Origin of the sequence: Polynucleobacter sp. Tro8-14-1, assembly GCF_018881655.1 — a bacterium.
Lineage (GTDB): Bacteria > Pseudomonadota > Gammaproteobacteria > Burkholderiales > Burkholderiaceae > Polynucleobacter.
In genome coordinates this window covers 62,991-76,057 of sequence record NZ_JACVPX010000010.1, presented here as the reverse complement: position 1 = coordinate 76,057, position 13,067 = coordinate 62,991, and the positions used below count along the sequence as shown (strand labels likewise).

Sequence of the window (13,067 nt, the reverse complement as noted above, 5' to 3'; positions counted from 1 at the left end):
CCCATTACGATAACAATATCAATACCTCATATGTAGGTCTGCGCCCAAATCAGTACAGCACTCACTCAAGAGATAATCCAGCGCCAAATGACCGCTTTATTACCCAAAGAAATGCAGTAGATCTCAATCATGCTATCGAAATTAGTCCTGAGACCAAAATCAATACTTTGATGTATTGGAGCAGGCTATCTAGAGATTATTGGCGGCAAAGTATTGTTAAACGTACACAGGAATCGACAGTCTTTAGAGCCTGCAACGTAGGTGCTGATTGTCTGATTGGACGAAATCGAGAGTTTCAAATGCTGGGCATCGATTCTCGGGTAAGTCATGCCTATAAGGCTCTGGGGATTTCGAATGAAGCAGAGTTTGGATTGCGCATGCATACCGAATCTCAAATCAATCAAGTAGTGAGTTCCAAAACTCTAGCCTATTCTGGTCGACTCACTTCGCAGGAAGATAACAAGGCTAATTCAGTGGCGGTCTATGCGCAAAACCGTTTCTTGCTGAGCAAAGACTTTGCCCTTATTCCTGGGGTACGAGTGGAAAGTTATAACCAGACCCGTTCAAATGCTGCTACTGGAAAAGCTGGTAGCGCTAAGAATGTAGAAACTATTCCACAAATTGGTGCTACCTGGCAGCTTGTTCCCCAAGTGCAGGCGTACGGTAGTGTTTATAAAGGTTTTGCGCCAGCACAGTTAGCCACCGCAATTGATGACAAAGGAGTTGATCAGCAGTTAGCCCCAGAACGCTCAACCAATACGGAGCTCGGTCTACGTGGTCGCTCTGGTGCTTTTACTTATGATTCAGCTATTTTTAGCATGAACTTCAGTAATCAAGTTGTGAATCAGAGCTTAGCTGCCGGAATTTCTAAAGCCAATGGCGGTAAAAGTTTGCATCAAGGTGCCGAGATGTCCTTGGCTTATGCGCTAGGAGGGGGATGGGGCATTAATGGTAATGTTACTTATATCCCGGTGGCTAAGTTTGTTGGCACGAGCTCTTTGGGGCGAGATGGTAATCGCATTCCGTACACGCCTAAATTAACCTCAAATTTGGGTGTTAGCTACGAAAAGAATGGCTTCAATACTTTAGTCAATCTGAATTATGTTTCTGCTCAGTATGCGGATTCGGCAAATACGGTTGCGCAAAATGCCATTGGAACTTTAGGCGAGGTTCCTGCCTTTACAACAGTCAATTGGAGTGCTAACTACGCCATCAACAAAGATTGGAAAGTGTTTGGAGTGATTAATAATGTATTTAATAAGAGATATATTTCCAGCCGGAGTCCTGATGGGATTTTTGCTGGAGCGCCTCTCAATTTCCAAGCTGGCATGAGCTATCAATTCAATTAATAAGAATGATGGATTCCTAAAGCAAAGAAAAACGCCACCCAGATAGGTGGCGTTTGACTGTTACTTCAAAATGGTGGAACCGGCGGGAATCGAACCCGCGTCCGCAAATCCTCCACAACAAGTTCTACATACTTAGTCATATCATTTAATTTAGCCAGCTAGGCACAGATTGACACGTTCCACGCTGACGATTCACTAAGTTTTCGAATCATTCCCCGTGACATGAAATGATCTTATCTCTTGTAAATGACCCTGATCTAGCTTGCGCTAGCTGACCCAAGAGAGAATCAGTTCAGGGGCAACCGCAATTAAGCGGCTAGTGCGAAACGTTCGTCGTTTGCAGTTAAAACATTCCCATTGATTTACGAGATAACGGGTCCTCGGTATGCCCTTGATGCTTTGTAACCCACGTCGAAACCATGTCGGTCCCAGATTGCATGCTTAGGAAAGGGTATTTTAAAGCCGCTAGCTTTAAATTGTTGAATATCTTTTATTCCCTATTGGGAAAGATGATTTGCAATAGCTCGAGGGGTTGATTAACGATGTAATCGGCTCCCCAGGCCTCTGGAGGCTCTTTACAGCCACAGTAGCCATAAGCGGCTGCGACAGTCTTCATTCCTGCTGCTTTGCCTGCCACAACATCTCTAATGTCATCGCCTATATAAAGTGATTTTGTAGGATCTACTTTAGCTATTCTGGCGGCGTGCAAGATAGGCTCAGGATGGGGTTTTGAATACGGTGTTGTATCGCCAGAAACGGTAGAAATAGCTCTTTGGCGTAAACCCATTAATTCAGTAAGAGGATTGGTAAAGCGCTCACTTTTATTCGTAACAATGCCCCAGGGGAGCTTGGCTTGATCCATTTGATCCAGTAAGTGGCTCATGTCATCGAATAATTTACTCTCTACCAGCAATGCTTTTTCGTAATTACTGAAAAATTCATCGCGCAATAGAGTGAAATCTGCATGATCGGGGCTAATGCCAAAGGCGCCTTCGAGTAATCCGCGAGCACCAGCTGAGGCATAGGGACGCAGAAATTCATAAGGCTTAGGCGCAAGATTGCGCGCAACGAGCAATTGATTGGTTGCCGCTACTAAATCAGGTGCAGTATCGGCTAATGTGCCATCTAAATCAAAAAAGATGCCGGCATAAGGGCTGAAAAGATTGCTCATATCTTGAATTATTTACGAACGGCAATCATGTAGTTCACATCCACATCATCACTCAAGCTATAGACCTGAGTGAGTGGGTTGTAGCTCATACCCTTCATGCCAAGCATTTCTAAACCCGCATGGCGAGTAAAGGCGACGAGCTCAGAAGGTTTGATGAATTTAGCGTACTCGTGAGTACCTCTGGGAAGTAATTTCAGAATGTATTCAGCACCAATAATGGCAAATAAGTAGGACTTAGGGCTGCGGTTGAGGGTGCTAAAAAATAACGTGCCCCCAGGCTTACAAAGTTTGGCGCAAGCGCGCACTACCGAAGCGGGGTCCGGCACGTGTTCAAGCATCTCCATGCAGGTCACCACGTCATACTGTTCAGGTTGCTCATCAGCGAGTGCCTCTGCTGAGATGGAGCGATAAGAAAGGTTTGCGCCTACCTCTAAAGCATGCAATTCAGCTACTTTGAGAGCTTTTTCAGATAAATCGATACCGGTGGTTTCTGCGCCTGATTGGGACATGGATTCTGCCAAGATGCCACCGCCGCAACCGATATCAACCACCTTCTTGCCTTCTAAGCTAACAAAGGACTTAATCCAGTTCAGGCGCAGTGGGTTGATGGCGTGCAGGGGTTTGAATTCGCTATTGGGGTCCCACCAACGATGGGCTAGGGCGCTAAATTTGGCGATTTCTGACTGGTCGACGTTCATATAAATGGGCTAATTGTGAGGCTATTGGAGAAGTCTATGAATATAGCGGAAATAAAAAAGCCCGCTAGAAGCGGGCTTTTTTACAAGTAAAGTGAATTACTGAGCTGCTGTACCAACAACTTCGATGTCAGTACGGCGGTTCTTAGCGCGGCCTTCAGCAGTTGCATTTGATGCAACTGGATTGCTCTTGCCTTTTGATTCTGTGTAGATGCGGCTACCGTCAACACCTTTGCTTGTCAGGTAAGTCTTAACTGACTGAGCACGACGCTGACCGAGGGCCATGTTGTATGCATCTGTACCAACGCTGTCAGTGTTACCAACAGCAATGATTACTTCTAACTTGATCTTGCTCAAATCAGCAGCGATCTTGTCCAAAGTAGCTTTACCTTCTGGTTTCAAGTCAGACTTGTTGAAGTCATAAAGTGTGTCAGCTTGCAAAGTGATTTTGCTTTGGCTAACGCCAGCAGCAGCAGCAGCAGTCAACGCACCGTCACAACCTTTAGCTGCGGTAGCAGGAGTCCAGTTGTTATCGCGCCAGCACAATGTGCCATCGCCGTTTTTCCAGTTTAGGGCGCCATCGCCGTTTTGCCAGTTATCAGAAGCCATTGCTGCAGTTGCAGAAACAGTAATAACAGAAGCGAGCAACACTCTTAGGGTTTTGTTCATTTTTAGTCCTCAAAAATCTCTTTTTTAATTAAAGTCAAACTTAAATGTAATTCGCCCTACCTTGATGCAAAAACTGCAAAGCGACACATCTCAATTTCGTACAAACTGACAGAATCTTAGCATAGGGCCTACCTGTCATCAAAATGATATTATTTCTAGATGGAACAAGCCGCTAAAGAAACACTACCAATATCCCTCGAAGACGAAATGCGGCGGTCCTATTTGGACTACGCAATGAGCGTCATTGTCGGCAGAGCCCTGCCAGACGTGCGTGACGGCCTCAAACCGGTTCACCGCCGGGTCTTATTCGCAATGTATGAATTAAACAACGATTGGAACCGAGCTTACAAAAAATCTGCCCGTATAGTTGGCGATGTAATCGGTAAATATCATCCGCACGGTGATTCTGCGGTGTATGACACGATCGTTCGGATGGCCCAGGATTTCTCTCTGCGCTATATGCTGGTTGACGGGCAGGGTAACTTTGGCTCCGTAGACGGCGATAACGCTGCTGCAATGCGATATACCGAGATCCGCCTCCGCAAGATAGCTCATGAGCTTTTGGCCGATTTGGACAAGGAAACGGTTGATTTTGGGCCAAATTACGACGGTAGCGAGAAAGAACCCCTGATTCTGCCTGCCAAAGTGCCGAATTTGCTCATAAATGGCAGTTCTGGCATTGCTGTAGGTATGGCGACCAACATCCCTCCCCATAACCTGGATGAGGTGGTTTCAGCCTGTTTGCACGTGCTTCACAACCCAGAATGCACGATTGATGAGCTTATTGAGATCATCCCAGCCCCGGATTTCCCGACTGCCGGCATTATTTACGGCGTTCAAGGTGTTCGCGAGGGTTATCGCACTGGCCGTGGCCGTGTCGTGATGCGTGCCAAAACTCACTTTGAAGATTTGGATAAGGGCGCGCGTCAAGCCATCATCGTTGATGAGTTGCCATACCAAGTCAATAAAAAGAACTTGCTCGAGCGTATTGCTGAGTTGGTGAATGAGAAAAAAGTTGAAGGTATTTCTGATTTGCGTGATGAGTCAGATAAATCTGGTATGCGCGTTGTGATTGAGTTGAAGCGCGGCGAGGTGCCCGAAGTCGTTCTCAATAATTTGTATAAGAGCACTCAGTTACAAGATAACTTCGGCATGAACATGGTGGCCTTGGTAGATAACCAACCACGCTTGTTGAACTTGAAGCAGATGCTTGAGTACTTCTTGCAACACCGTCGCGAAGTAGTGACACGTCGCACGATTTTTGAATTACGCAAAGCTCGTGATCGTGGTCACGTCTTAGAAGGTTTGGCTGTTGCATTGGCAAACATCGATGAGTTCATTGCGCTTATTAAAGCTGCTGCGAACCCAGTGATTGCTAAGCAAGAATTGATGGGCAAAGCTTGGGATTCATCGATGGTGCGAGAGATGTTGGCGCGTGCTGAAACTGATACGCCAGGCGGCCGCAACGCTTATCGTCCAGAGGGATTATTGCCTGAGTACGGCATGCAAACTACTGGCTTATATCGCCTCTCTGATAGCCAGGCGCAAGAGATTTTGCAGATGCGTTTACAACGCTTGACTGGTCTTGAGCAAGATAAGATTGTTAACGAATACAAAGAAGTGATGTCAGAGATTTCTGACTTACTTGATTTGTTGGCAAAGCCAGAGCGTGTAACTCAAGTGATCGAATCCGAGTTGAAAGAAGTTCAAGCGGAGTTTGGTATTGCTGGTGGTGATACAGGTCGTCGCTCATTCATCGAAATGAATGCCACCGAACTCTTCACAGAAGATTTGATTACACCGCAGGATATGGTGGTGACTCTTTCAAATACTGGTTACATGAAGAGTCAACCACTGAGTGAATATCGCGCCCAAAAACGTGGCGGTCGCGGCAAGCAAGCTGCAGCTACTAAGAACGAAGATTGGATTGACACACTCTTCGTTGCGAACACCCATGACATTATTTTGTGCTTCTCCGATCGCGGTCGGATGTATTGGCTCAAAGTTTGGGAAGTGCCGCAAGGTAGTCGCACCTCTCGTGGCAAGCCAATCGTCAATATGTTCCCTCTGATTGAAGGCGAGAAGATCACTGTGATTCTGCCGATCAAGGGCTACCAGGATGATCATTACGTCTTTATGGCTACTAGCTTGGGCACTGTGAAGAAGACTCGCTTGTCTGACTTCTCTAACCCACGTAAGGCCGGCATCATTGCGGTTGACTTGAATGAAAACGACTTCTTAGTTGGCGCAGCGATTACCGATGGTCAGCACGATGTCATGTTGTTCTCTGACGCTGGTAAAGCAGTGCGCTTTGACGAGAACGATGTTCGCCCAATGGGTCGTACCGCACGCGGTGTGCGCGGCATGAACTTAGGTGAAGGTCATCAAGTGATCGCTATGTTGGTTGCTCCAGCAGAAGCTGCAGAAGGTGCTGAAGCGGCTGTGGTTGATGCGGACGGAATTGCAATTCCAAGTAGCGTATTGACAGCTACAGAGAATGGTTACGGTAAGCGTACGCCAATCGCTGAATACACTCGACATGGACGCGGCACAAAGGGCATGATCGCCATTCAGACTTCAGAGCGTAACGGTAAGGTAGTTGCGGCTGCATTGGTATCTCCAGAAGATCAAATTATGTTGATCACTACTGGCGGTATCTTGGTTCGCACGCGTGTTTCTGAAATCCGTGAAATGGGGCGCGCTACTCAAGGCGTTACTTTGATCAATGTGGATGAAGGTACGCGCTTATCAGGTCTGCAGCGTATTGCTGAGAGCGATTCGGACGAAGAAGTTGATGGCGCAGTAGAAGGTGATGTATCTGCTGACCCAACAACCGACTCTAATGACGATACGGCAGGTGACGCTTAAGCGTCACCTTTAGGCTAGACACATCATGACTTTTGACCGCCGCATTTTCAATTTCGCTGCGGGGCCTGCTACCTTGCCTGAAGAGGTGCTGAAGCAGGCTGCCGATGAAATGCTCAATTGGCGTGGACTTGGTACAAGCGTGATGGAAATCAGTCATCGCAGCAAAGAGTTTATGGAAGTGTATGAGGAGGTGGTGCAAGATTTGCGCACCCTCATGAATATTCCTGATAATTATGAAATTTTGCTGTTGCAAGGCGGTGGTCTTGGGCAAAATGCAGCCATCCCCATGAACCTGATGCCTTTGGCCAAGAGCGAACCGAAGGCGGATTACATCGTTACTGGCGTGTGGTCAGAAAAATCCTATAAAGAAGCGCAGAAGTATGGCACTGCAAATTTAGCTGCCTCTTCAGCCGCAGAAAAATTCAATACCATTCCGGCAAGATCAACTTGGAAGTTATCTGGTAATGCTGCTTACGTTCTCTACTGTGCCAATGAAACGATTGGCGGTGTTGAATTCCCAGATGTGCCAGACGTTGGTGATATTCCACTAGTTGCGGATATCTCTAGCAATATTCTTTCTAAAGAAATGGATGTGAACAAGTGCGCCGTTTGGTTTGGTGGTGCGCAAAAGAATATCGGCCCCTCTGGCGTGACGATTGTGATTGTGCGTAAGGATTTAATTGGTCACAGCATGGGCATTACTCCCACGATTTGGGATTGGGCTGTGCAGGCCAATACTCAGTCGATGATCAATACGCCGCCGACATTTTCGATTTATATGGCTGGCCTAGGCTTTAAGTGGCTGCTTAAGCAAGGCGGAGTGAAAGCCATTGCAAAGCGTAACCAAGAAAAAGCGGATTTACTTTATAACTTTTTAGATCAAAGCAGCTTGTATGAGAATCGTGTCACCAAGGAATATCGCTCACGTATGAACGTGACTTTCTTCTTAAAAGATGAGAACCTGAATGCAGAGTTTTTGGCGCAATCAAACGCCGCTGGCTTGGTTGCCTTGCGTGGCCATAAAGCTGCAGGCGGTATGCGTGCCAGCATCTATAACGCAATGCCTATTGAGGGTGTAAAAGCCTTAGTTGAATTTATGCGCGACTTTGAAAGGCGGGCTTAATGAGTACTGAAGAACAGCGCTTAGCACCCTTGCGGGAAAAAATTGATTCATTAGATGCGCAAATATTAGATTTGTTGACTCAGCGTGCTAAAGCAGCGCAAGAGGTTGGGCACATTAAAGGCGGTTTTGCTTCGCCAGTATTTCGTCCAGAACGTGAGCGCCAAGTAGTTGCTCGCCTGCAAGAAATTAATAAAGGCCCGTTGTTGCCAGATGGCATTGCTGCAATTTGGCGTGAAGTCATGTCTGCTTGCAGAGCATTAGAAGCACGTCAAACCATTGCGTATCTTGGCCCAGTTGGAACATTCTCTGAGCAAGCTGCGCAAACTTATTTTGGTCATTCCATTGCTGGATTGCCTTGTGCCAGTTTGGATGAGGTTTTTAAAGCAGTAGAGAAGGGCGCGGCACAATTTGGCGTAGTACCTGTTGAGAATTCTAGTGAAGGTGCGATTTCTCGCACATTGGATTTATTGCTCGACTCTTCTATGCGTATTAGCGGCGAAGTCGTATTGCCAATTCGTCATCACTTGTTGACTAAGAGCGGTAACTTGGATGGTGTAACCACCGTTTGCGCTCATGCTCAAGCATTGGCGCAGTGCCAGCAATGGTTAAGCGTGCACGCTCCACAACTCAAGCGTCAAGCGGTGAGTAGTAATGCGGAAGCAGCTCGCATGGCGGCAAGTGATCCTACTCTGGCTGCAATTGCTGGTGATCCTGCTCAAGAAGCTTATGGCTTGCAAGCAGTGGCTGCACAGATTCAGGATGATCCGCATAATCGCACCCGTTTTGTTGTGGTTGGTAACTACGCCTGCCAGCCAACCGGTAAAGATCAGACCTCTTTGGTGCTCTCTGTTGATAACCAGCCTGGTGCCGTTCATCGCTTATTAGCGCCTTTGGCAACGCATAGTGTCTCTATGAATCGCTTCGAATCTCGTCCTGCACGCAAAGGTACTTGGGAATATCACTTCTATATTGACATTGCTGGTCATGCAGATGATGCGAAAGTGGTGAAGGCGCTTGAAGAGTTAAAAGGGGTTGCAGCTTTCTATAAGAACCTTGGCTCGTATCCTCACTCTACCTAATCCAAGATTAACTGTAACTAACTGTGTATTAGTAAATAAATTAGTAAAGCTCGAATGACTTCTAAGATTGGCTTAAAACATATTCATGCGATCGCCCCTTATGTTGGTGGTCGCCCTATCAGCGAAGTTGCGCGTGAGTATGGCCTTGATGAAAATAAAATTGTGAAGCTAGCCTCCAATGAAAATCCATTAGGCATGCCAAAGTCCGCACAAGATGCAATGCTCAAGGCTGCAGGTGACTTAGGCCGCTACCCAGATTCCAATGGATTTGAGTTAAAGAATGTTTTAGCCGATCGATTGGGTGTGCCAACAGACTGGATTACCTTAGGTAATGGCAGTAACGATATTCTGGAATTGGCTGCCCGTGCAGTGGCGCAAGCGGGCGATGAAGTGATCTTCTCAAAGCATGCCTTTGCTGTTTATCCCTTAGCCACTCAGGCTGTTGGCGCTAAGGCAATTGAAGTGGCTGCTACGGATATTTATGGCCACGACCTACCAGCTATGTTGGCGGCAATTAAAGCATCTGGCGACAAGGCAAAGTTGGTATTTGTGGCTAATCCCAATAATCCTACTGGTAGTTATTTGACAGCTAAAGAGATTGAAGACTTTTTAGTTGCAGTTCCATCAAATGTAGTTGTTGTACTTGATGAAGCATATAACGAGTACCTCACGCCTGAGCAACGCTACGATGCCATTGCTTGGGTAAAGCGCTTCCCTAATATGATTTTGTCGCGCAGTTTCTCCAAGGCTTATGGTTTAGCCGGTCTGCGCATTGGTTATGGGGTTGCACAACCGCATTTAACTGATCTACTGAATCGTATTCGTCAGCCGTTTAATGTGAATAGTCTAGCCCAGGCTGCTGCTATTGCAGCCTTTCAGGACAAAGAATTTTTGCAGCAAGGTTTTGAACTCAATCGTGCTGGCTATGCCCAGCTCACCAAAGCTTTCGATGAACTAGGCTTACGCTATCTGACGTCTGCAGGCAACTTTGTGCTCGTTAAGGTGGGTGATGATGACCAAGCTGGTGCTCGCATTAATTTGGAATTACTTAAGCGCGGCATTATTGTTCGCCCAGTGGGTAACTACGGCTTGCCACAATGGTTGCGTATCTCGATTGGTTTGCCAGAAGAAAATGCAGCCTTCATTGCCGCTTTAAAAGAAATACTGTCCTAATGACCATCATTAATCCAGCAAGTAATTACGGTACCGTCACCATTGTTGGTGTTGGTTTGATTGGTGCCTCATTGGGTTTGGCACTCAAGCAGGCGGGTGTGGTGACAAAAGTTTTGGGCGTAGGTCGTAGCAAAGAAAATTTAGATCAAGCGCAAAAGATGGGTGCGATTGATGGTGTGGTGGATTTGGTTGAGGCAGCCAAGCAATCTGATGTCATCGTACTTTGTGTGCCCGTAGCGCAAATGCGCGCTGCATTTGAAATGATGGAGCCACATCTTGAGCCTCGCACCATGATTACCGATGCCGGCAGCACTAAAGGCGATGTGATTTTGGCTGCCAAGGAGGTGTTGGGTAAGAAGGCATGTCAATTTGTGCCGGCTCATCCGATTGCAGGCGGCGCTCAGCACGGGGCCAGTGCGGCTAAGGCAGATTTATTTCAAGGTAAGCAAACCATTATTTGTCCTTTGCAGGAAAACTCACCAGAAGATACGGCTTTGATCACGGGTTTTTGGGAATCCGTTGGTTCTGAGGTGAAAAAGATTGGTGTTGTACAACATGATGCGATTTATGCAGCGGTTTCGCATCTGCCTCATATCTTGTCTTATGCCTTAATGGCTAGCGTAGTGAATTCTGAAGACGCTGATCAAAAGCTTAGTCATGTGGGTGCTGGCTTTAAAGATTTCACCCGTATTGCAGCTTCAAGTCCCGAGATGTGGCGCGACATTTGCTTGGGTAATCGCACTGCAATTCTGAAAGAGTTAGATCAGTATCTGTTGATTGTGAGTCATATGCGTAAACTGATTGCTGAGAACGATGGCCCTGGATTAGAAAAATTATTCAATAAGGCGAGTAAAGCGCGTCAAGATTTGGATGTACTTTGATGAGTGGTTTGCCAGATATTAGTATTGGTCCATTCAAGCGAGCCCAAGGCTCGATTGTTTTGCCAGGGTCTAAGAGTATTTCAAATCGGGCATTGCTACTTGCAGCCCTTTCCAGTGGCACAACCACTCTCAAGAATTTATTAGATGCAGATGACACTCAAGTCATGCGCAGTGCCTTGCGTCAATTAGGATTGTCCTTTACCGATCAACCTAATCAAGTATGCGTAGTCGAGGGTTGTGGTGGTAAGTTCCCGGTGCAGGAGGCGGACCTCTTTATGGGTAATGCCGGCACTGCGATGCGTCCATTAACCGCAGCTTTAGCAATGCAAGGTGGTAACTATCGTTTATCTGGTGTTGCCCGCATGCATGAGCGACCAATACGGGATTTGGTGGATGGTTTACGTCAAGTGGGCGCAAAGATCGACTATGAATTGCAGGAAGGCTATCCACCGATCAGAATATCCGCTGCAGCGATTCGGATTAAAGATGTTGTTAAAGTGCGCGGCGATGTATCAAGCCAATTTTTAACTGCATTGCTCATGGCCTTGCCTTTGGTTGCGATGGAGCCGGTACGTATTGAGGTAATTGGAGAACTCATCTCACGTCCGTATATCGATATCACTTTGAAACTGATGGCGCGCTTTGGCGTGACGGTTGCTTGCCCCGATAAACAGTCATTCATTATTCCTGCAAAACATTCGGATTCTGTGTACAAGAGTCCTGGTCAGTTATCTGTTGAGGGCGATGCTTCATCAGCCTCTTATTTCCTGGCTCTTGGTGCTATTGGCGCTGGTCCCATAAAAGTTCTTGGCGTTGGTAAGGATAGTATTCAAGGTGATGTGGCTTTTGCTGATGCACTTGCGCTTATGGGTGCCAAGATCAATGCTGGTGAAGATTGGATCGAAGTATCTGGTGTGAAAAATGCCAATGGCAAGCTTAATGGCATCACCATTGATTGCACTGAAATTCCGGATGCTGCGATGACCTTGGCTGTTGCTGCTTTGTTTGCAGAAGGCCCAACGCGTTTAAACAATATTGCTAGCTGGCGCGTTAAAGAAACAGATCGCATTGCGGCAATGGCAAAAGAATTGAAAAAAGTTGGTGCAATCGTTGAAGAAGGTGCTGACTATATTGTTGTGCAAGCCCCTGCATTACCCGGTGATTGGAAGTCTCCGATTGAAGGTATTGATACCTATGATGACCATCGCATGGCCATGTGCTTCTCACTTGCTGCATTTGGCCCAAATGCACTCAAGATCAATGACCCTAATTGCGTAGCAAAAACCTTCCCGACTTACTTCACAGAGTTTGCGAAGGTAGTGAACTAAGTTCATGAGCTCTTTCCCAGTCATTGCTATTGATGGTCCAACTGCTTCGGGCAAAGGTACGGTTGCCTCACTCGTTGCAGAAAAGCTGGGCTTTCATTATTTGGATAGTGGCGCCCTCTATCGCTTAGTGGCTTTAGCTAGCGAAAAAAAGGGAATTAACGTTGAAAATGGCCTAGAACTTGGACTTTTAGTCCCTAAGTTATTGATTTTATTCAAAAATGGGCGAATTTTGCTAAATGGCGAGGATGTCACAGATGCTATTCGTACTGAAAGTATGGGTTTAAGGGCCTCCGCTTTAGCCATCCACCCTGAGGTGAGATCCGCTTTGGTGGGCCTGCAACGCTGTTTTCGTCAATCTCCTGGGTTGGTAGCCGATGGCAGGGATATGGCAAGTGTCATATTCCCAGACGCCGTTTTGAAGGTTTTCTTGACTGCAACGGCAGCTGCCAGAGCCGAGCGTCGCTATAAGCAATTGATAGCTAAGGGAATTTCTGCTAAACTTGAGGACTTGCTGCAAGATTTGCAGGAGCGCGATGCTAGAGACAGTAGTCGAGGTACCGCACCCTTGTTAGTTGCAGATGGTGCAAAAGTGCTTGAGACATCGAATTTGTCGATAGATCAAGCAGTTAAGACAGTTTTGGATTGGTATCAATCTGCGATTGCTTAGTTTGTAGTTGTTTTAGCAGTGAGTTGTAAGCAGTAGTTTTTGGTGTCTTAAGAAACTCCACAAC

Annotated in this window: 11 protein-coding genes and 1 other RNA gene; 8 read left to right on the top strand and 4 right to left on the bottom strand. The window is 46.7% G+C overall.

Annotation, left to right across the window (positions count from 1 at the left end):
- A partial coding sequence (locus tag ICN34_RS11060; protein ID WP_216122678.1) for a TonB-dependent receptor domain-containing protein occupies positions 1 to 1,349 on the top strand: 1,349 nt, incomplete at its 5' end.
- Between the two features lie 71 nt (positions 1,350 to 1,420).
- On the opposite strand, the gene ssrA is transcribed toward ICN34_RS11060, so the two are convergent.
- The 4 genes from ssrA to ompA form a co-directional block, all read right to left on the bottom strand.
- Positions 1,421 to 1,779: a transfer-messenger RNA gene (gene ssrA / locus ICN34_RS11055) on the bottom strand.
- Positions 1,780 to 1,839: 60 nt separating this feature from the next.
- Positions 1,840 to 2,520: an HAD family hydrolase gene (locus ICN34_RS11050; RefSeq protein WP_216122677.1), complete on the bottom strand. Its 681-nt coding sequence runs from the start codon at positions 2,518 to 2,520 to the stop codon at positions 1,840 to 1,842.
- Positions 2,521 to 2,528: 8 nt separating this feature from the next.
- Complete coding sequence (gene ubiG / locus ICN34_RS11045; protein ID WP_216122676.1) at positions 2,529 to 3,218, bottom strand: bifunctional 2-polyprenyl-6-hydroxyphenol methylase/3-demethylubiquinol 3-O-methyltransferase UbiG; 690 nt, start codon at positions 3,216 to 3,218, stop codon at positions 2,529 to 2,531.
- Between the two features lie 96 nt (positions 3,219 to 3,314).
- Entirely contained in the window at positions 3,315 to 3,884 is a 570-nt protein-coding gene (gene ompA / locus ICN34_RS11040) for an outer membrane protein OmpA (protein ID WP_216122675.1), read from the bottom strand.
- A gap of 159 nt (positions 3,885 to 4,043) precedes the next feature.
- Between ompA and gyrA the strand changes: the two genes are divergently transcribed.
- From gyrA to cmk, 7 genes are read left to right on the top strand one after another with little or no spacing between them, the layout of a single operon-like run.
- Complete coding sequence (gene gyrA / locus ICN34_RS11035) at positions 4,044 to 6,752, top strand: DNA gyrase subunit A (RefSeq protein WP_072583674.1); 2,709 nt, start codon at positions 4,044 to 4,046, stop codon at positions 6,750 to 6,752.
- A gap of 25 nt (positions 6,753 to 6,777) precedes the next feature.
- Complete coding sequence (gene serC, locus ICN34_RS11030) at positions 6,778 to 7,875, top strand: 3-phosphoserine/phosphohydroxythreonine transaminase (RefSeq protein WP_216122674.1); 1,098 nt, start codon at positions 6,778 to 6,780, stop codon at positions 7,873 to 7,875.
- Complete coding sequence (pheA, locus tag ICN34_RS11025) at positions 7,875 to 8,954, top strand: prephenate dehydratase (RefSeq protein WP_216122673.1); 1,080 nt, start codon at positions 7,875 to 7,877, stop codon at positions 8,952 to 8,954. Before serC ends, pheA begins: the two co-directional genes overlap by 1 nt.
- Before the next feature lie 54 nt (positions 8,955 to 9,008).
- Positions 9,009 to 10,127, top strand: coding sequence for a histidinol-phosphate transaminase (gene hisC, locus ICN34_RS11020; protein ID WP_216122671.1), 1,119 nt, complete (start codon positions 9,009 to 9,011; stop codon positions 10,125 to 10,127).
- On the top strand, positions 10,127 to 11,008 hold the full coding sequence (locus tag ICN34_RS11015) for a prephenate dehydrogenase/arogenate dehydrogenase family protein (protein ID WP_216122669.1): 882 nt from the start codon (positions 10,127 to 10,129) through the stop codon (positions 11,006 to 11,008). The genes hisC and ICN34_RS11015 overlap by 1 nt, the downstream gene beginning before the upstream one ends.
- A gap of 8 nt (positions 11,009 to 11,016) precedes the next feature.
- A complete protein-coding gene (aroA, locus tag ICN34_RS11010) occupies positions 11,017 to 12,336 on the top strand; it encodes a 3-phosphoshikimate 1-carboxyvinyltransferase (RefSeq protein ID WP_216122687.1) in 1,320 nt (439 codons plus the stop codon).
- Between the two features lie 4 nt (positions 12,337 to 12,340).
- Entirely contained in the window at positions 12,341 to 13,003 is a 663-nt protein-coding gene (cmk, locus tag ICN34_RS11005) for a (d)CMP kinase (protein WP_216122667.1), read from the top strand.
- Positions 13,004 to 13,067 lie beyond the last annotated feature (64 nt).